An 18212-nucleotide genomic window follows, 5' to 3' on the forward strand; every position below is an offset into this window, starting at 1 on the left:
TGAGGACACCAATGCCGCAACAACTCGCAGCCCCCGTTGCCGATATCAAGCACCTCATCGGCGGCCGATTCACTCCCGCCTCCGACTGCACAACGTTCGAATCCCGTGACCCACATGACAACTCGCTGCTGGCGCACGTCGCTCGCGGGACCGCCGAGGACGGATCTGCCGCGATCACTGCGGCCCGAGCCGCTTTCGACGACGGCCCCTGGCCGAAGATGACAGCCAAGCAACGCGCAGCGGTCTTGCATGCGCTCGCCGATGAGGTCGACGAGCATCGCGACGAGCTGGCCATGCTGGAAACGCGCGACGGTGGCAAGACGATCAATCAGTCGTTGCACGCCGAAATCCCCCGCGTGGCACACAATCTGCGGTTCTTCGCCGACTACGCTGCGATGGCCGCCAACGAGGCATACCCGGACGGCGATCTGCTCTCGTATGTGCTGTACCCCCCCGCCGGGGTGGTGTCCGCAATCAGTCCGTGGAACGCCCCGCTGATGCTCGCGACCTGGAAAATCGCTCCCGCGTTGGCGTTCGGTAACACCGTCGTGCTCAAGCCCGCCCCCCAAACGCCGTTGACGGCGCACCGTTTCGGCGAGCTCGCGTTGGCCGCCGGGCTGCCGCCAGGGGTGCTCAACATCGTTCACGGGTTCGGCGGTGAAGCCGTGGCCGGGCCGTTGACGTCCGACCCGCGCGTTGACCGCATCACGTTCACCGGCTCGAGCGCCACCGGCGTGAAGATCCTGCAGGCCGCTGCGGCGCACCACACCCCCGTCTCAGCTGAGCTCGGCGGCAAATCGGCCAACATCGTCTTCGCCGACGCCGACCTGGACGTCGCGGTGCCGATGTCGATTCGAGCGATCTTCGCCGGCAATGGGCAGGTGTGCCTCTCGGGCTCGCGACTGTTGGTCCATAACGACATCATGGACACCTTCCTCGACAGGTTCGTCACCGAAGCGGACCGGCTCATCGTTGGTGATCCCAAAGAAGCGTCGACATTCATCGGGCCTCTCATCGAGGAGCGCCACCTCGAAAAAGTGCACCGCTATGTCGAACTCGCCGAAGAAGAGGGCGGAAAGATCGTAACGGGAGGAGCACGGCTGGTGGACGACGCGCACCGGAACGGCTTCTACTATCCACCGACCGTGATCACGGGCTTGACCAACAACGCCCGCACCGCGCGGGAGGAGATCTTCGGGCCCGTTGAAACCGTTCTGGGCTTCGACACCGAGGAGGAGGCGCTGCGCATCGCCAACGACTCGCCGTACGGGCTGGCCGGCATGTTGTTCACCCAGAACCTCGACCGCGCACACCGGATGGCTGCGCGATGGCGCGCAGGCACGGTCTGGATCAATACGTTCTTCGAACGCGACCTTCGCCTGCCGTTCGGCGGCGAGGGTGCCAGCGGGTTGGGCCGCGAAGGTGGTCAGTACTCGCGGGAGTTCTTCACCGAACCACGCGCGGTGACCTTGCGACTGCACCCATGACGTCGCAATCTTCGTTGGCCGTCGTGGTCGGGGCCACCGGCGCCATGGGTGCCGAATTCACCGGGCGGCTGGTCGCGCGCGGATACCGCGTGGTGGCGGTCGCCCGGGACGGCTCAGCCCTGAATGCCCTTGCCGAGGTCCACGGACCGAACATCATCCCATGCGTGGCCGATGTCGGTGACGACAGCGCAGAGGCGGCGATACGGCAGTCGCTCGATGAGCAGGTGAAGATCGCCGTCTTCGCGGCCGGCCTACCGGTGCGGGGCTCGGCGGACGTCATCTGTCCCGCCGAACTCGCCGCTGCTGCCAACATCAAGGTTGGCGGGGTGGTCCGCCTCCTGCGTGGAGTACGTGACCACCTGAGCACCGGATCCCGCTTCATCACGATCGCCGGTTCGCTGGGGATCGAACCCGGTCCCCTCGACGCGGCGCCGGGTACGGTCAACGCGGCGTTGTTGAACCTGATGCGCCAACTATCGGTCCTCTACGGCGCCAAAGGCATTACGACGCACACCATCGCCCCGGGACCGATTGACACACCGCGATTACGTGCCCTCGTTGCCACCCAGGCCACCGAGACCGGCACCGACCCGGGTGAGGTCTGGCAGCGTTACGTGTCTCGGACATCACTCGGAAGACTGCCGGCCCTGCGGGAGATCGGCTGGCTGCTAGAGACGCTGTTGTCACCGGAGGCCGACGTGTTGCACGGCGCCGTGCTCAGCGCGGATGGCGGGACTCGGCACGGCCTGCAATAACAGGCGGCACACCGAACCGACCAGCCAGGAAGAGAAGGAAGTCCCTTGCCAGTAGCCCACTTCCACCTCATCGATGGCGCCTTCACCGACGCCCAACGCCATCGGCTGCTGACCGAAGCCAGCCGGTGCTACGCGGAGATCCTCGCATCCCCACTCGATCGAACACGTGTGTTCATCGTCGGCTACAAACCGGCCGATGTCGCCGTCGGAGGACTGATCGACCCCGAAACAAGCAATACCGCTCCATATTTCACCGCTATCGTGTTGGCTGGCCGGTCGGTCGAACAGCGCCAACAACTCGCCGCACGCTTCACCGACCTGCTCGAAACCATCATGGGAGTGCCCCGGGCCGCGATACGCGGGCGAATCATCGAGGTAGAACCGGAGAATTGGTCCATCGGCGGTCGATCAGCCGCCGAGCAACGCGCCGAGGAGATAGCGGCGCGCCGATAGCCTCGACTATCTAGCCGCTACGACCGTCAGCTACATCCGGAGCGTCAGCGCTCAACCGCTCTGCGAGGGTCACGTCGCCGGCAGCGAAGTGTGTTGTCGGGATCTCACGCAGCAAGACCCGGATGGCACCCAGCGGAGCATCAAGGGCGCGGTGGGTGGCCACGGTCAGTTCGTGGATGAGACTCCGCAGCTGCGCCGGATCTCGCCCAGCACTGATGGTGACCTCGATGATCGGCATTCATCGACCCCCGCACACGGTGATCGAGCCCAGATGGGTGAATTGGGCACTCACCCGCGTTCCCGCCTGCACGGCCACGGCATCGGTCATCCCTCCGGTGAGGACCACCCAGCCAGGCTGGAGTTCAATTCCCCGGCTAGCCAACGTGTTCGCGGCGAACGCCAGGGCTTCGGCCGGGTGACCATGCACAGCGGCACCAGTCGCCGAATCCACGACCTCACCGTCGACCTCGAGCACACACGCCTCCAACGCCAGATCGAGATCCAATGGACCGATTGCGACGGAGCCAGTGACGTAACGCCCCGAGGAATTGTTATCGGCAATGGCATCCATCATCGAGAACTTGTAACCGGAAAAGCGGCTATCGATGATCTCGACGGCCCCGAGGACGTGGTCGACGGCTGCCAACGCGGTGGCCGCCGATACGCCAGGACCCTTGAGCGGACGCCCGAGAACGAAGGCAATCTCCGGCTCGGCTCTGGGATGGATCATCGCGCCGCACGGCACAGGCTCGCCCATCGGCAGGATCATCACGTCGGTGAGCCACGCGGTCGACGGGCTGTCAACTCCAACCTGGCGCTGTTTGGCTTTGGAAGTCACCCCAAGTTTGACCCCCGTCACGACTTCGCCTCGAGCGCGCCGCATTTGGAGAGTGAGATCCTGAACTTCGTACGCTGCCGGCAGATCCAAGCCGTTCCACTCCGCCAGGATCGAGGTCAGTGGAGACGCGTCGCTCTCAGCGTGCAACAGCAGATCCGCAACCCGACTGTGACTCCACTCTCGGTCGTTGAACATCCTCACTCCCGTCCTGCCATCACCGCAGTCACGGTGCCCATGCCGCTGATCGTCGCCACCGCCGTGTCTCCAGCGCGGATCGGAAACGCGGCGGTCATGGAACCGGGCAGTATGACATGTCCCGGCTCGAGCGTTACACCTAGCGGACCTACTGTATTCGCGAGCCATACAAGGGAATTCAGTGGTGTTCCCAAGACCGCCCCGCCAGCGCCGGTAGCCGCGAGCCCGCCTCCGATGTGCAGTGTGCACCCAACGGTCCGAAGGTCGAGGGAGCCCAGTCGCACCGGACAGCTGCCGAGCACCACGCCACCGGACGACGCGTTGTCAGCGATGGTATCGAAGATGCCGATCCGCCAGTCACGGATGCGGGAATCAACGATCTCCAGCGCAGGTAGTACGAATTCGACTGCCCGTGCTGCGTCTGCGATGGTCAATCCAGGTCCGCTCAGTGGCCGCCCCAGGACGAAAGCCACTTCGGGTTCGACCCGGGGCTGCAGAAATTGGTCGGCCGGAATCGGTTGGTGTTCAAGGTGGAACATGCTCGTGGTCAGGTGGCCGAAGTCCGGTCGGTCGACTCCCATCTGCCGTTGGATCGCCCGCGACGCCAGACCAACCTTGTGCCCCTTCACGATGTCGCCTGCGCGCACCCATTGCTCAACCTGCAGCTGCTGGATCTGGTACGCCAGTTCGATCGAAGAGTCCGGATGCTCGGTCGCCACCGGATCGATCGGGCTGCGAGTACGGTAAACCTCGGCGAGCCGGTCTGCAGTCCGCTGTGCGGCCGGGTCAATTGCCATTGTCATTGTGCGCCCGTGGTTCACGATGCCCGTGTCGCGAGAGCGTGCAGGACTTCCCGGTCAGCCTCATCGCCCAAGGTGGCCGGCCGGTTGTCTGCCGCCGCGATCGCACTGGTGATGGCCCGGCAGGCCGCGACTACTGATTTCTCCAGCTGCGGGCGGTGGCGCGCGAACCGGCTCGCCGGCACGCTCACGCTGACAGCTGCTACCACAACGCCCATTTCGTCCCTCACCGGCCCAGCCACACAGTGCACCTCGGGGACGGTTTCACCTAGGTCGACCGCAACGCCATCCTGACGCACCTTCTCGAGGTTCGAGGCAAGCGCGTCAACACTGGTCACCGTCGATGCGGTCAGCCGACGTAGCGGACGCAGCGCAAGATACCGCTTCCGTTCGGCGTCATCGAGGTGGGCTAGCAGCACCTTGCCGACAGCCGTGCAATGCGCGTCGAGACGGGCACCGACACGGGCACCCTGCACCGTGATGTTGTGTGTGCCAAGGACCTTGTCCACATACAGCACATTCCAGCGGTCCATGACCGCCAGGTGGGACGTTTCGCCGTGTTGCTGAGTCAGTTGTTCCAACAGCGGGGCCGCGCAGGACCGGACATCGACGCTGCCCCGCAGCGTCTCGCCGAGCTCGACAATCCGCCAGCCCAACCGGTAACGGCCACGCGCTCGACACTGCAACAACCCGGTGTCCACCAGGCTCGACAACAGTGCATGCGCGCTGGAGCGTGGCAGCTGGGTGGCCGCAGCAACTTCGGACACTCCCCATTCGGGCTGTCGAACGGAGAACAAGTCCAACACCGGTCCGATCTTCTGTACTGTCTGCAACGTTGCCACGGCACGAGTCCCTTTCCCATTCCCAGCTGCGCGGAATTGTGTTGAGCTACCTCCCCACCGAATCCGCTTGTGATCTGGAACACTAGGACGCGAGAGGTGACACGACCATGGCTGACGACGCACGAATTACCGACTCTGCGCGCACCAGAGCCGGTGCGCTGGAGTCACTTGCCACTGGGCAACTGGATCCGGGGCAGGCTCGCGGCGAATGGTCGGAGACCTTGAACCGCCACTACGGCGAGCTCGACGTCGAGTGGCCCCGCGCCGACAGTTCTTTCGAGGCCCAATGGACTGGACGGGCCTTCGGGGACCTGCACATCAGCACTATTCACGCCCAACGGCACGGTGTCGTCCGTAGCCCCGCGATGATCAGCTCCGACGGAGTGCACGACTACCTCGTCGGCCTGATCGTGGACGGACAAGCCGAGATCACCCAGAACGGCCGCACCGCTCAGCTAGGGCCCGGCTCCTTCGTCATCCTCGATTCAGCCCAGCCTTTCCGTTATAGCTGTCCTACCGACTTCCGACAGATTGTCTTGACTGCCCCGCGCGCGCTGCTCACGGCCCGACTGCCAGATCGTTCTCTGCGGTCGGCCACCGCGCGCACCGTGTCCGGTACCAGCGGTGCGGGCGTCCTGGTCACGAGCGTCTTCTCGGGTATCGCCGACATCGACTCCGATATTTCGCCGGCCTCCACCGAAGCGCTGGTGTCGTCAGCACTCGACATCTTGGTGACCGCCATGACCGAAGCGCAGCTTCCCCTCAGCGCTCCGGCAACCGCGCGCGATCAGGACCTTGCCGTAGCCAAACATGCGATCGTCCGTCACCTGCACCAGCCCGACTTCTCTATAGGCGACGTCGCCGCCGAACTCGGCATGTCCGTGCGGTACGTCCAGAAGCTTTTCGCGGCAGAGGGCAGTTCCCCCAGCACGTGGCAACTCGAACAGCGCGTTGAGCGAGCCCGCAAATACCTGCTGACCACCAATCTCACCGTGTCCGAGATCAGCTCCCAGGTCGGGTTCCGCGACCCATCCCACTTCAGCCGACGATTCCGGCACGCCTTCGCGGTCAACCCGCAGCGGTTCCGCAACGATCACCGGGGTGCTTCAGTCGAACAAATCGGCACGGATCCTTGCATGTCCCCGTCGGCGAAATCCTCGGAAGTCACTGAACCACAATAGGTTTGGGCAGTTTTCCAACTCTCGGCGCGAAGCCCAGCTCCCGCCCGATCGGTTGACTGCCCACCCATCCGGCGGCTCTTGTCGGGCAACCAGTCCCGGTTCGCGCCAATGCCGACGGGCGGCGCAACGAGGGTTGGTCGGTGCCAAATCGGTCACATTGCGGAACCAACACGGCCAATTGTGCGACTGATGCCACGTCAGCACAATCTCGACCCCCACAACTGCCTGCCCTGCCCTAAGGATGCTATGACTACGACGGAAACTTCGACGCGACGCGCTGACTCCGCGGTGCTGCGCCGGATCTGGCGGCTGCACTTCTGGGTGGGATTGTTCGCGGCGCCGGTACTGGTAGTGCTGGCCTGCTCCGGTTTGGTGATCCTCTACAGCCAGCCACTCGACGCGTGGACGAACCGGCATCTGTTGGTGGTCGAGCCGGGACCGCAGACCGTGCCGCTGGATGCGCAGGTCGCCACCGCCAAACTGCACGTCAGTGCGACAGACACGCTGGAAGCGGTGACGCCGCCCGACGGCGCGAGCTCCTCGACGCGGGTGGACTTCGTGTCCGCGACCGCGCAGGGCTACCCGCAGGCCGAAGCCAACGTCACCCAGGTGTTCGTCGATCCCTACACCGGCGCGTATCTGGGCCAGCGCGACCAACTGTCGGGATTGGTGGGCTGGGCCAACCAGCTGCACCGGATGTTCGGCAACGACGGGCCGCATGTGCAGCTGCCGTCATTGGGGCACCTGATCAACCCGTCGGCGTATCCCGAGTCCACAATCCCGGTTGGGATCGGCAATCTCTGGATGGAGCTGACCGCGACATGGATTCTGGTGCTGCTGGCTAGCGGCGTCTATCTGTGGTGGCCCAGGGCGATCGAAGCCGCCAAGCCACTGCTGAAAGTCCGGTGGCACAACGGCGGCCGGGTCCGCTGGCGCGATCTCCATGCACTGACCGGCGTGATCGTCGCCGTCATCCTCGCCGGCTACGTCCTGTCGGGAATGACGTGGACGCGGTACTGGGGCGAGAACTGGCGGGCGGTGGCCGCGACGGTCACGCCGTCGACCGGAATCGATGCGCCGTCAACGCCGGCGAAGCTCGGCGACTACGACCGGTTGGGGCGCCGCATCGCCTGGGCCGCCACCGACGACCCCATCTACGCCTCACAACCGGACGGAACCGCGACCCGGCTGTCGTACGCCGATATCGACCGCATCGCCAAGGATGAGCACATGGTCCCCGGCTACTCGATCTTCCCGCCGTCGGACTCGACGCAGGACGGCGGGGAGGTCTACGGCAGCTATACGGTGGTCAATCGGTGGCCGCAGCGGGTTTCCGAACAGCGGACGCTCTACCTGAACCAGTTCACCGGAGCGACGATCACCAACGCGACCGCCGCCGCAGACGGGGCGCTGTCGCGGTTGACGAGTTTCGGGATCGCCATGCATATGGGCAACCAATTCGGTTGGCTGACCCGCATTTCGGCCACCGTCGCCTGCCTCGGTGTGCTGCTGAGCGTGCTCACCGGCCTTCTGATGTGGTGGAAGCGGCGTCCGTCGGGGCGTAGCGGTCTGCCCGGTCCTGCCAGTCCAGCCACTCGCGCCAACACCCCGAAGCGGGCAATGGTCACGGTGGCGGTCGTCGCCGTCGTGCTCGGAGTGCTGTTCCCTGCGTTCGGAATATCCCTGATCGTGGTACTGATCGCCGAGGCGATCGTCGCCGCTCGGCGTGATCACGCCAGCCGGGTTACCTCTACCACCACATCGAGGTCGGTGGATCCCTCGCCGGAGTAAATGCCCTTCAGCGGAGTGACGTCGGCGTAGTCCCGGCCGACCCCGACGCTGATGTACTGCTCGTTGATCTCCGAATCGTTGGTCGGGTCGTAGTTCCACCAGCTACCCGTCCACGCCTGAATCCAGGCGTGACTCTGTCCGTCGACGGTGTCGCCGACCACCGCGTTGCGCCTGGGGTGCAGATATCCCGAGACGTAACGCGCTGGAATTCCCATGCCCCGCAATAAAATCAGAGTCAGGTGCGCGAAATCCTGGCAGACGCCCTTGCCCTCACGTAGTGCGTCGATGCCCGACGAGTGCACCCCAGTGGTACCGGGAACGTATTCCAGTTCGCTATGCGCCCATTGAGCGGCCGCGATCACCGCTGCCTGCGGATCGTTCTCTTTCACGATGCGCTTGCCGACCCGCTCGATCCGCCGGCTGGCCGGCGTGTAGTGCGTGGGGGTCAGTACCTCATCGAAACGGTCTCGCACCGCCTCGGAAGCCAGTTCCTTCCACGACACTTCGCCCGTCGGAGCTTCCGGCTGCTCGGTCTCGACCACCGAGGACGCCGTCACCTCCAGCTCGGTGTGCGGCGCATGCAGGTCGAAAGCCGTTACCGCGGTGCCCCAATAGTCGACATAGCGATAGGACCGGGTGGCCGGAATGGTCTCGACACGGTTGAGGATGACGTTCTGCCGGGAATCCGAACGCGGCGTGAGTCGGGCTTCGTTGTAGGAGGCAGTAACCGGTGACTTGTAGGCGTACCCCGTCGCGTGCACAACCCGCATCCGCCACATCTAGATCTCACCTTCCTCGATGACCAACTCGGCGCCCTGCCCGGCATCCGACCACGCCACCCACGGCGCGGAGTGGAAGTACTGCAGCGCCACCGCTTCTCCAACATCACGACAGGTCTCTTGCAAACTGGCGAGCCGTTCTTCCAATGACTCGAGCAGCACCCCGGGCTGGATGAATTCCAGCTCGCTTCGGGCTCGCCCGAGCAGACGCTGCGCCTCGGCGGTGGACCCGATGCGGTTATGTGCGCGGTGCATCAGTTCGTCGAGACTGTGCTCGGCCAGCTTCAGCGAGTAGTAGATCGATCGCGGAAAAAGCCGGTCCAGCAACATGAATTCGACGACCCGGCTGGCGTCGAGCACACCGCGGTAGGTGCGCAGGTAGGTGTCGTGGGCACCAGCCGACCGCAGCACCGTCACCCACGCCGGCGAGGACGCACTGTCCCCGACGCGAGATAGCAACAGCCGCACCGTCATATCGACCCGCTCGATCGCCCGGCCGAGCACCAGGAAGCGGTAGCCGTCGTCGCGCGAGAGGGTTGAGTCGGCCAGCCCGGCGAACATCGCCGCCCGGCCCTCGATGAAGCTGAAGAACTCGTGCGGGCCCAGCCTGCGGGCCGCACGCTCGCGTTCGGCCAGCGCGTTGTAGGTGGTGTTCAGACACTCCCACATGTCGGTGGACGTGACTTCCCGTGCCGATCGGGCATTTTCGCGTGCTGCCGAGATCGCGTCGACGATCGAGCAGCCGCCCTCCAGGTCGCGGCTGAACGCCACCAGATCGGTCAGTGACCACAGGTCGAGCTGGTGTTTGGGCGGCTCGATGCCCAGCACCTGCAACAGCACCCGGGAGGTGTGGTCGGGGTCGACACTGGAATCCTCGAGCAGCTGATGGACGGTGATGTCGAGAATGCGGGCGGTGTCGTCGGCCCGCTCGACATAGCGTCCGATCCAATAGAGCGCCTCGGCGTTACGGGCCAGCATCAGTGCATCACCTGCTGTTGCTGCTGCTGGTTCTGCTGTTGGCCTTGCTGTTGCTGACTGGAGGACTGTTCGGAGCCCTTCTCTGCGACCTGCGCCTTGGACGGTTTGGGGATCTTGCGGACGACCTCGGCGGCGCCAAGCTCGCGAGCGGCCACCGATGTGCGCGAGGCCAGCACCCAGGTGTCCTTGGACCCGCCGCCCTGACTGGAGTTGACCACCAGCGAGCCCTCGGTAAGGGCCACCCGGGTCAGCCCGCCGGGCAGCACCCACACCTGCTCGCCGTCGTTGACCGCGAACGGGCGCAGATCGACATGGCGTGGCGCCAAGGCATCGCCGACCTTGGTCGGCACCGTCGACAGCTGCACCACCGGCTGGGCGATCCAGCCGCGTGGATCGCCGATGACCTTCTTGCGAATGGTCGCCAGTTCCTTCTCGGAGGCGTCCGGGCCGAACACGATTCCGTAGCCGCCCGAGCCTTCGACCGGCTTGATCACCAGCTCGTCGAGGCGGTCGAGCACCTCTTCGCGTTCGGTGTCGAGCCAGCAGCGCAATGTGTCGACGTTGGCCAGCAACGGCTTCTCGCCGAGGTAGTACTCGATGATGGTCGGCACGTAGGTGTAGACGAGCTTGTCGTCGCCGACGCCGTTACCCACCGCGCTGGAGATCACGACGTTGCCGGCGCGCGCGGCATTGAGGAGGCCCGCGACTCCCAGCACGGAGTCGGGCCGGAATTGCATCGGATCGAGGAAGTCGTCATCGATGCGGCGGTAGATGACGTCGACCTGACGTTCGCCCTCGGTGGTGCGCATGTAGACGACGTTGTCGCGGCAGAACAGGTCGCGGCCCTCGACCAGTTCGACGCCCATCTGCCGGGCCAGCAGGGAATGCTCGAAGTAGGCGGAGTTGAACGGGCCCGGAGTGAGGACGACGACGGTGGGGTCGGCCTCATTGGTGGCGGCGGCGTTGCGCAGCGCCCGCAGCAGATGTGACGAGTAGTCGCCGACGGCGCGCACCCGATGGGTGGCGAACAGGTTCGGGAAGACCCGGGCCATGGTCCGCCGGTTCTCCATGACGTAGGAGACACCGGACGGGGACCGCAGGTTGTCCTCGAGCACCCGGAAGGTGCCCTGGGCGTCGCGAACCAGGTCGATGCCGGCGACGTGGATACGCACACCGTTGGGCGGGTTGATCCCGGCGGCTTGCCGGTGGAAGTGCTCGCAGGAGGTGACCAACCGGCGCGGGATGACCCCGTCGCGCAGGATCTCCTGGTCGCCGTAAATGTCGTCGAGGTACATCTCCAGCGCTTTGACCCGCTGGGTGATGCCGCGTTCCAGCCGGGACCATTCGGCGGCAGAGATGACGCGGGGCACCAGGTCCAGCGGAAAGGGCCGCTCCTGGCCGGACAGCGAGAAGGTGATGCCCTGGTCGATGAAGGCGCGGCCCAACGCCTCGGCCCTGGCCTCGAGCTCCTCGGCGTCGGACGGGGCAAGCTCGGCGAAGATGCCTTTATACGGCCCGCGGACGTTGCCCTGATTGTCGAACATCTCGTCGAAGGCTTTGGCGTAGGAGCCCATGGCGTTGTAGCCGCCGAAGATATGGTCATGTCGGCGCGGCTGTCGCGAACCGTTACGTGACGTCCGACTGGCTTCCGAAGGCAGGGTACGAAGGCTCACCCGACACATGCTGCCCCAATCTCGCCGTTTCGGCAGGCCAGTGAGCTCCGCTTTGGGAGATTGAACCCCTAACTGGTACCCTGAGCAGTCGCTGCACGAGGGCCCGTCGGCCCCTGCAAGACCGAGACCCCCAAGCTTGAAGACGAGGAACTAACGCGTGGCCAACATCAAGTCGCAGGAAAAGCGGATCCGCACCAACGAGCGGCGCCGTGTGCGCAACAAGTCGGTGAAGAGCTCGCTTCACACGGCGATCCGCGGGTTCCGCGAGGCAGCTGCCGGTGGCGACAAGGACAAGGCCGCCGAGTTGCTGGCGTCGACCAGCCGCAAGCTGGACAAGGCTGCCAGCAAGGGTGTCATCCACAAGAACCAGGCAGCCAACAAGAAGTCTGCGCTGGCTCAGGCCTTCAACAAGATCTGATCAATCCCGGCCGCTGCCGGCGGCCAGGTGCGCGACCTTGCGCACCGCATCCTCAAGGGCGTAGTCGGCATCAGCCGCTACGCCTTTGACGTCTGCGTTCAGCGCCGCCACCAGCCGCATCGCCGTAGCCACCTTGTCGCGCGACCAGCGCCGCGACTGTTTCTGCGCCTTCTGGATGCGCCAGGGCGGCATTCCCAGCTCACCGGCCAGCCGGTAGGGATCGCCCGACAGCGGGGCCACCCGCGCGATTGTGTGCAATGCCTCGGCCAGCGCGTCGGCCAGGACGACATGCGGGACGCCGGCCATCATCGCCCACCGCAGCGCTTCGGCCGACCCGGCGATATCGCCCACCACGGCCTTGTCGGCGATTTCGAACCCGGTGACCTCCGCCTTGCCGCTGTGATAGCGCCGGACCGCGACGGCGTCGATCTGGCCATCGGTGTCGGCGACCAGCTGCGAGCAGGCCGCTGCGAGTTCTCGGATATCGGAGCCGACGGCGTCGAGCAATGCGGTGACCGTGTCGTCGGCGACCTTGATCTTCAGTGCGCGGAACTCGGCGCGCACGAAGTCGGCCCGTTCGGCGGCCTTGGTGATCTTGGCGCAGGGATGCACCTGGGCGCCGAGCTTCTTCAGCTGATCAGCCAGCGCCTTGGCACGCCCGCCGCCGGTGTGCACGACCGCCAGCACGGTGCCGGGCGGCAGGTCCGCGGCCGCCGTGGCGATCAGCCCGACAGCATCCTTGCCGGCTTCGGCGGCCGACTCGAGCACCACCACCCGCTCGTCGGCGAACAGCGAAGGGCTGAGCAGTTCGGCCAGCTCGTTGACCGAGACCTCGCCGGCGCGCAACCGGTCGACCGGGACGTCGGCGTTGCCCGCCATGGCGCGGGCGGCCCGCAGCACCTCGGAGATGGCGCGGTCGACGAGAAGCTCCTCGTCACCCAGGATCAGATGCAGGCCCGCCGTCTCGCTCACCACCCGATCGTTTCACGACCGGCCGACAGCGGCTGACACCGACCTTGATCCACCGCCACAGCACCACGACGGCCAGCGTCGTTGCGGCGACGGTCACGACCCCAGCGAGCCCGGAGGGCACCGACAGCGCGGCACCGGGCACCCCCGCAGCCGTCGACGCGACGTGCAGCAGCCACCACAGCTCGGGGCCGGTGAAACGGATCAGCAGCCCGGCGGCCGGCGGCATGAGCCAGCACATCGCCGCCGCGGCGGTGCCCAGGACGGTGATCGGTGGAATCACCACAGCGACAGCCAGGTTGGCGAGTACTCCGACCACGCTCAGGCGCCCGGAGATCGCCGCGACCAGCGGCGCGGTGACCAGTTGGGCGGCCAGCGCGATGCAGACCGCCTCCGCTAGCGGTTTCGGCCAGCCGTGAGCGATCAGCCGCGCCGCCCAGCCCGGCGCCAGCACGACGAGTGCGGCCGTGGCTGATACTGACAGCGCGAAGCCGGCGTCGACCGCCAATTGCGGCGCGACGATGAGCAATCCGAGGACGGTGGCCGCCAGCACCGGAATGGCTTGGCGCCTGCGGGCACTCACGATGGCCACCAGCGCGATGGCGCCCATCACCGCAGCGCGCAACACGCTGGCAGTCGGCTGCACGACGAAGACGAACACCATCAGCGCCACCGCCGCCAGACCGACCGCTGCGCGCGGTCCGACCAAGCCTGCCGACAGCAGTACCGTGCCGCAGACGATCGTGACGTTGGCACCGGATACGGCGGTCAAGTGGGTGAGCCCGGCTGTGCGGAATTGCGCTGTGGTGGTGCCACTTACGGCGGAAGTGTCACCCAGAACCAGCCCGGGCAGGATGGCGGCCTGATCGGCCGGCAGCACATCGCGGGACACTTCCGCGAAGCGCACGCGCACCGCCCGCGCTGCGCGCTGTAGCGGCGAGGCCCGGCCCAGCGTTGGCTCACCGGTGGCGTTGAGCATCGCCACCGTCAGGTCGTGCCGGGACGGGCGGGTGATCCGCGCCCTGAATCGGGCCGGCTGGCCTGCCATCAGCTCGCTGAAGCCCGACATCGACGCGAAGACAACAACGGTGCCCGATAGTTCGGTGCCGTTCAGCTCGGCCAACGAGCCGCGGAACATCAGCCGGCCACTGCCCAGCGGCCGGGGGTCTTCGGTCGGTGTCACAGTCACCGTGGCCACGGTGCCGAATCGTTGCGTGATGGGGTGGCCGCTGACGGCGGCGCTGCGCATCGTCGCCACCAGTGCGAAACCCGCTCCCACAACCGCGGTGCCGATCACCGCGACGGCGGCCGTCCGCAATACCGGCCGGGCGTGGCCATACCATCGGGCCAGCGCTACCCAGCCGAGCCCGACGGCCGCGCAGACCGCAGCCAGCAGCGGCCCGATCGGCCAGGTGATACCCGCTGCGGTGACCGCCCAGGCGGCCAGGGCCGCAGGCACCAACCGCAGATCCAGGCGTGCGGGCGCATCGATCACACCCGCACCAGCGCGCGCAGCTTGTCCAGCCGCGCCGGGCCGATGCCGTCGACATCGCCGAGTTGGTCGACGCTGCTGAACTTTCCGTTGGTGTCACGCCAAGCCACGATCGCGGCGGCCGTCACGGGTCCGACGCCGGGCAGTGCGTCGAGTTGGTCGACGGTGGCGGTGTTCAGGTCGATAGGTTCGGCTGGTGCCGCCTTCCCCGGCGCTGCCGGTGAAGTGGAGGCGGTCGAGGCTCCCCCACTGACCGAGCTACCCAGCGCAGTCGGTTGGCCCGCCGGGGTGCCGATGCCGACCACGATCTGCTCGCCGTCGGTGAGATGGCGGGCCAGGTTCAGCCCGAGCGTGTCGGCACCGTCGATGGTGCCGCCGGCGGCCGATACCGCGTCGGCGATCCGGGCGCCGGGGGCCAGCGTCACCAGGCCTGGTTTGGTGACCAGCCCGACGACACTGACGACGACCGGTTGATTGGCATCCGGGCTGGGCCGCGCGGACGCCGAGGACACCATCTCCACCGGCGGGAGTTTGGCCGACACGACGGGCGGTGGATCGTCGCGCATCAGGGTGAACACCGTGACGAGCACGGCGACAACGGCGATCACGGCCAGTGCAATGCCGCCGGAGCGGCCCGGGTCGGCCCGGATCGCAGCCAGCCAGCCACGTTGGGCGTGCCCGTCGGGAATCCAGCTCGGTACCGGAACCTCCTCGGCATCCTCGTCGCCGGCGGGCACGGCGTCACTCGCTTCGCCGGGGTGCAGGCGGCGGTGCAGGCTGGCGAACGGCTGCTCGGTGCGCATGCCGCGACGGTAGGTCCCCGCCGGGACGGCGTCCGCTCATCCGGGTGCGCCACAGCCGACCCTGTGGATGAAGTCGGGCCTGTGGATAGCGGCGTCGATGTTCCAACCGCCCGGTCCGTCGTCTGGTGAGACATCACCTACCGAGAGCGCGGTCCGCGGTGATAGACCCGTCAGGAGTATTCGCCAGCTGAGGAGGGCTTCCATGACCGCCACCGCCGACCGCCCCATTCGGGTGATCCAGTGGACCACCGGCAATATCGGCCGCCGGTCGCTGCACGCGATCATCAGCAGGCCGGATCTGGAGCTGGTCGGGGTGTACGCCCATGGCACCGACAAGCTCGGCGTCGATGCCGCCGAGCTGTCCGGCTGGCCCGAGCCCACCGGGATCACGGCCACCAACGATATCGACGCGCTGCTGGCGACCAAGCCGGACGCCTGCTGCTACAACCCCCTGTGGCCCAGCGTGGACGAGTTGGTGCGCTTGCTCGAAGCCGGGGTCAACGTGTGTTCGTCGGCGGCCTGGATCACCGGCGGCAAGCAGACACCCGAGGACCTGGCCCGGATTCGAAAGGCCTGCGAACAAGGCAATTCGACGATCTTCGGCAGTGGCGCCCACCCCGGGATGACGAACATGGTCGGCATGGTGCTGTCCGGTTCCTGCGAACGTGTCGACGAGATCCGCATCACCGAGTCGGTGGATTGTTCGACCTACGAATCGGCGGGCACCCAGTCCGCGATGGGGTTCGGCTGTGCCCCGGACACCCCGGGGCTGGAGGAAAGCGTGCGCCAGGAAAGCGAGGTGTTCGCCGAGTCGGCGGCGATGATGGCCGACGCGATCGGCGCCAAGCTCGACCGGATGACGTTCGATGTCACGTTCACCACCGCGACCGGCGACAGCGACCTCGGATTCATGACGATCCCGGAGGGCACCGTCGGCGGCGTGTACGGCTACCACCGCGGCTGGGTTGGGGACCGCAATGTGGTCAGCGTGGGCTTCAACTGGATCATGGGCAATCACGTCGTGCCGCCCAAGCCGCTCGAGCATGGCCACGTCATCCAGGTCTTCGGGGTGCCCAACATGCGCACGGTGCTGCATTGCCTGCCACCCAAGAACTGGCCCGAGCCCGGGTTCATGGGGTTGGGGATGATCTACACCGCCATGCCGGTGACCAACGCCGTGCCCGCGGTGGTCGCCGCGGCGCCGGGCATCGTGACGCTGGCCGACCTGCCCCCGGTGACCGGACGCTTTTCAGGGTGAGTTCACCGGGCGGGAATTAATCCGGACCGCAGTCCGGTTGCTTGAGCTGAAGTGCTGGACATCGGGTCCGGCACGCCCGGATCAAGGAGACCCCCCGATGACCGCACCGGCTCAGACCACCGATCTCAGCGCAGGAACCTGGGCGATCGACCCCGCCCACTCGTCGATCAGCTTCTCGGTACGCCACCTCGTCGTCAGCAAGGTCCGCGGCACCTTCGGCACGTTCAGCGGCGCTATTACCGTAGCGACCGATGGCACCCCGTCGGTGACTGCCGAGATCGACGTCGCCTCGGTACACTCCGGCAACGACCAGCGCGATGCCCACCTGCGGGCGGCCGACTTCTTCGATGTCGAGAAGTACCCCACCGCCACCTTCGTGTCCACGTCGGTGACCCCGGACGGCGAGGACTACCGACTGGAGGGCGACTTCACCCTCAAGGGCGTGACCCGACCGGTGAGCCTGGCCCTACAGTTCAACGGGGTGAATCCCGGCATGGGGCACGGCGCGGTCGCAGGCTTCGAGGCGTCGGTGGTGTTGAACCGCAAGGACTTTGGCATCGACATCGACATGCCACTGGAGACCGGTGGCGCAGTGGTCGGCGACAAGGTCACCATCACCCTCGAGATCGAAGCGCTCAAGCAGGCGTGAGCGGAGTGGGCGGGGTGGGATCGACGGCGACGACGATTCCCACCGCGCCGGCGCCGACGTGCACACCGAGTACCGGGCCCAGGTCGGCGATGACGGCATCCCCGCAGCCAGGCAGGGCGGCGGCCAGCGTGGCAGCCAATTCTGCGGCAACGGTCGGATTGTCGATGTGATGGACGGCGAGCGATGCTCGCTGCTCCCCCACCACCTCAAGCACCTGCTCGACCATCGCCGCTTGCGCTTTGGATGCGGTGCGCACCCGCTGAGCCAGCACCAGCCGACCCTGCTCGTCGATGCGCAGCAGTGGCTTGAGGGCCAGCGCGGTGCCGAGCCATGACGCGGCGGTGCCGATCCGGCCGCTACGCCGCAGGTTGTCCAGACGCTGGACGACAACGTAGGCACGCACCCGGGAGACTGCTGATTCCGCCTCGGCAACAACGGTTTCCAGGTCCGCACCTGCGACGGCAGCACGGGCGGCGGCCACTGCGACGAACCCGGTGCCCATCGCGGTCGACTTCGAGTCGACCACCCGCACGGCCCCGCCGAACTCGCGCGCCGCGTATTCGGCAGCACCCAGTGTGCTCGAGAGTTCGCCGGAGATATGCACGGCCACCACGCCGTCACCGCCGCTGTCGCGCAACGCGTCCCGGTAGGTTGCGGCGAGTTCGCTCGGGGTGGCGCCCGCGGTCGTCACGTGTCCGCGCTGGTACAGATCGGCTGGCACGGCGTCGACACCGTCGCGCAGGTCGCGACCGTCGACGAGTATGTGCAGCGGCACAACGCGGATATCGCCGGCGCGGACCTCATCGGCCCGCAGCCGCGCCGACGAGTCGGTGACCACGACGACGGCCATG

At 66.6% G+C, this 18212-nt stretch carries 19 protein-coding genes; 8 read left to right on the top strand and 11 right to left on the bottom strand.

The genetic code is table 11. The features are described from left to right. Nucleotides 1-11 precede the first annotated feature (11 nt). The 3 genes from G6N38_RS00780 to G6N38_RS00790 are packed head-to-tail and all read left to right on the top strand — an operon-like array spanning nt 12 to nt 2695. Nucleotides 12-1487 (top strand): aldehyde dehydrogenase, encoded by a 1476-nt coding sequence (locus G6N38_RS00780; RefSeq protein ID WP_163745809.1) that lies wholly within the window; start codon nt 12-14, stop codon nt 1485-1487. Then, the gene (locus G6N38_RS00785) at nt 1484-2242 is read left to right on the top strand and encodes an SDR family NAD(P)-dependent oxidoreductase (protein WP_163745810.1); all 759 of its coding nucleotides are present in this window, start codon (nt 1484-1486) and stop codon (nt 2240-2242) included. Before G6N38_RS00780 ends, G6N38_RS00785 begins: the two co-directional genes overlap by 4 nt. A 45-nt stretch (nt 2243-2287) precedes the next feature. Beyond that, nucleotides 2288-2695, top strand: a complete 408-nt coding sequence (locus tag G6N38_RS00790) for a tautomerase family protein (RefSeq protein ID WP_163745811.1) — start codon at nt 2288-2290, stop codon at nt 2693-2695. Nucleotides 2696-2705: 10 nt separating this feature from the next. Here the strand turns inward: G6N38_RS00790 and G6N38_RS00795 are convergent, their stop codons facing one another. The 4 genes from G6N38_RS00795 to G6N38_RS00810 are packed head-to-tail and all read right to left on the bottom strand — an operon-like array spanning nt 2706 to nt 5370. After that, nucleotides 2706-2933 (bottom strand): tautomerase family protein, encoded by a 228-nt coding sequence (locus tag G6N38_RS00795; protein ID WP_163745812.1) that lies wholly within the window; start codon nt 2931-2933, stop codon nt 2706-2708. Then, entirely contained in the window at nt 2934-3728 is a 795-nt protein-coding gene (locus tag G6N38_RS00800) for a 2-keto-4-pentenoate hydratase (protein WP_163745813.1), read from the bottom strand. Nucleotides 3729-3730: 2 nt separating this feature from the next. Beyond that, nucleotides 3731-4525 (bottom strand): 2-keto-4-pentenoate hydratase, encoded by a 795-nt coding sequence (locus G6N38_RS00805; RefSeq protein ID WP_407663035.1) that lies wholly within the window; start codon nt 4523-4525, stop codon nt 3731-3733. Nucleotides 4526-4545: 20 nt separating this feature from the next. Beyond that, nucleotides 4546-5370: an IclR family transcriptional regulator gene (locus G6N38_RS00810; protein ID WP_163745814.1), complete on the bottom strand. Its 825-nt coding sequence runs from the start codon at nt 5368-5370 to the stop codon at nt 4546-4548. A gap of 107 nt (nt 5371-5477) precedes the next feature. Between G6N38_RS00810 and G6N38_RS00815 the strand changes: the two genes are divergently transcribed. Both G6N38_RS00815 and G6N38_RS00820 read left to right on the top strand, forming a co-directional pair. Next, nucleotides 5478-6551, top strand: a complete 1074-nt coding sequence (locus G6N38_RS00815; RefSeq protein WP_163745815.1) for an AraC family transcriptional regulator — start codon at nt 5478-5480, stop codon at nt 6549-6551. A 246-nt stretch (nt 6552-6797) separates the two neighbouring features. Next, on the top strand, nt 6798-8342 hold the full coding sequence (locus G6N38_RS00820; RefSeq protein ID WP_163745816.1) for a PepSY-associated TM helix domain-containing protein: 1545 nt from the start codon (nt 6798-6800) through the stop codon (nt 8340-8342). Here the strand turns inward: G6N38_RS00820 and G6N38_RS00825 are convergent. From G6N38_RS00825 to G6N38_RS00835, 3 genes are read right to left on the bottom strand one after another with little or no spacing between them, the layout of a single operon-like run. Continuing rightward, a complete protein-coding gene (locus G6N38_RS00825; protein WP_163745817.1) occupies nt 8282-9121 on the bottom strand; it encodes a transglutaminase family protein in 840 nt (279 codons plus the stop codon). The two genes, G6N38_RS00820 and G6N38_RS00825, sit on opposite strands and share 61 nt — an antisense overlap. Continuing rightward, the gene (locus G6N38_RS00830) at nt 9122-10099 is read right to left on the bottom strand and encodes an alpha-E domain-containing protein (RefSeq protein WP_163745818.1); all 978 of its coding nucleotides are present in this window, start codon (nt 10097-10099) and stop codon (nt 9122-9124) included. Then, a complete protein-coding gene (locus G6N38_RS00835) occupies nt 10099-11781 on the bottom strand; it encodes a circularly permuted type 2 ATP-grasp protein (protein ID WP_179968470.1) in 1683 nt (560 codons plus the stop codon). The genes G6N38_RS00830 and G6N38_RS00835 overlap by 1 nt, the downstream gene beginning before the upstream one ends. A 148-nt stretch (nt 11782-11929) precedes the next feature. Between G6N38_RS00835 and rpsT the strand changes: the two genes are divergently transcribed. Next, nucleotides 11930-12190, top strand: coding sequence for a 30S ribosomal protein S20 (gene rpsT, locus G6N38_RS00840; RefSeq protein WP_163745819.1), 261 nt, complete (start codon nt 11930-11932; stop codon nt 12188-12190). Here rpsT and holA read toward each other — a convergent pair whose 3' ends face one another. Genes holA through G6N38_RS00855 form a run of 3 tightly spaced genes read right to left on the bottom strand, consistent with a single transcriptional unit; the run spans nt 12191 to nt 15454 of the window. Then, nucleotides 12191-13162, bottom strand: a complete 972-nt coding sequence (gene holA / locus G6N38_RS00845) for a DNA polymerase III subunit delta (RefSeq protein WP_163745820.1) — start codon at nt 13160-13162, stop codon at nt 12191-12193. After that, complete coding sequence (locus G6N38_RS00850) at nt 13125-14654, bottom strand: ComEC/Rec2 family competence protein (RefSeq protein WP_163745821.1); 1530 nt, start codon at nt 14652-14654, stop codon at nt 13125-13127. Before G6N38_RS00850 ends, holA begins: the two co-directional genes overlap by 38 nt. After that, the gene (locus tag G6N38_RS00855) at nt 14651-15454 is read right to left on the bottom strand and encodes a ComEA family DNA-binding protein (RefSeq protein WP_163745822.1); all 804 of its coding nucleotides are present in this window, start codon (nt 15452-15454) and stop codon (nt 14651-14653) included. Before G6N38_RS00855 ends, G6N38_RS00850 begins: the two co-directional genes overlap by 4 nt. A gap of 202 nt (nt 15455-15656) precedes the next feature. Between G6N38_RS00855 and G6N38_RS00860 the strand changes: the two genes are divergently transcribed. Together G6N38_RS00860 and G6N38_RS00865 are read left to right on the top strand one after the other, a co-directional pair. Then, the gene (locus tag G6N38_RS00860) at nt 15657-16712 is read left to right on the top strand and encodes an NAD(P)H-dependent amine dehydrogenase family protein (RefSeq protein WP_163745823.1); all 1056 of its coding nucleotides are present in this window, start codon (nt 15657-15659) and stop codon (nt 16710-16712) included. 97 nt (nt 16713-16809) lie between these two features. Beyond that, on the top strand, nt 16810-17361 hold the full coding sequence (locus G6N38_RS00865; RefSeq protein ID WP_163745824.1) for a YceI family protein: 552 nt from the start codon (nt 16810-16812) through the stop codon (nt 17359-17361). Here G6N38_RS00865 and G6N38_RS00870 read toward each other — a convergent pair. Next, a complete protein-coding gene (locus G6N38_RS00870) occupies nt 17348-18211 on the bottom strand; it encodes a DegV family protein (RefSeq protein ID WP_163745825.1) in 864 nt (287 codons plus the stop codon). The genes G6N38_RS00865 and G6N38_RS00870 overlap by 14 nt on opposite strands. Between the last annotated feature and the right edge of the window lies 1 nt (nt 18212).

Origin of the sequence: Mycolicibacterium helvum (assembly GCF_010731895.1) — a bacterium.
Classification (GTDB): Bacteria; Actinomycetota; Actinomycetes; order Mycobacteriales; family Mycobacteriaceae; genus Mycobacterium; species Mycobacterium helvum.

What these genes read in the sequence shown, in the direction of transcription:
- G6N38_RS00820 (WP_163745816.1), top strand. Translation starts at nt 6,798, where the DNA reads ATGACTACGACGGAAACTTCGACGCGACGCGCTGACTCCGCGGTGCTG.
- G6N38_RS00825 (WP_163745817.1), bottom strand. Translation starts at nt 9,121, where the DNA reads ATGTGGCGGATGCGGGTTGTGCACGCGACGGGGTACGCCTACAAGTCA.
- G6N38_RS00830 (WP_163745818.1), bottom strand. Translation starts at nt 10,099, where the DNA reads ATGCTGGCCCGTAACGCCGAGGCGCTCTATTGGATCGGACGCTATGTC.
- G6N38_RS00780 (WP_163745809.1), top strand. Translation starts at nt 12, where the DNA reads ATGCCGCAACAACTCGCAGCCCCCGTTGCCGATATCAAGCACCTCATC.
- G6N38_RS00855 (WP_163745822.1), bottom strand. Translation starts at nt 15,454, where the DNA reads ATGCGCACCGAGCAGCCGTTCGCCAGCCTGCACCGCCGCCTGCACCCC.
- G6N38_RS00815 (WP_163745815.1), top strand. Translation starts at nt 5,478, where the DNA reads ATGGCTGACGACGCACGAATTACCGACTCTGCGCGCACCAGAGCCGGT.
- G6N38_RS00795 (WP_163745812.1), bottom strand. Translation starts at nt 2,933, where the DNA reads ATGCCGATCATCGAGGTCACCATCAGTGCTGGGCGAGATCCGGCGCAG.
- G6N38_RS00860 (WP_163745823.1), top strand. Translation starts at nt 15,657, where the DNA reads ATGACCGCCACCGCCGACCGCCCCATTCGGGTGATCCAGTGGACCACC.
- G6N38_RS00835 (WP_179968470.1), bottom strand. Translation starts at nt 11,781, where the DNA reads ATGTGTCGGGTGAGCCTTCGTACCCTGCCTTCGGAAGCCAGTCGGACG.
- G6N38_RS00870 (WP_163745825.1), bottom strand. Translation starts at nt 18,211, where the DNA reads ATGGCCGTCGTCGTGGTCACCGACTCGTCGGCGCGGCTGCGGGCCGAT.
- G6N38_RS00865 (WP_163745824.1), top strand. Translation starts at nt 16,810, where the DNA reads ATGACCGCACCGGCTCAGACCACCGATCTCAGCGCAGGAACCTGGGCG.
- G6N38_RS00805 (WP_407663035.1), bottom strand. Translation starts at nt 4,525, where the DNA reads ATGGCAATTGACCCGGCCGCACAGCGGACTGCAGACCGGCTCGCCGAG.
- G6N38_RS00785 (WP_163745810.1), top strand. Translation starts at nt 1,484, where the DNA reads ATGACGTCGCAATCTTCGTTGGCCGTCGTGGTCGGGGCCACCGGCGCC.
- G6N38_RS00800 (WP_163745813.1), bottom strand. Translation starts at nt 3,728, where the DNA reads ATGTTCAACGACCGAGAGTGGAGTCACAGTCGGGTTGCGGATCTGCTG.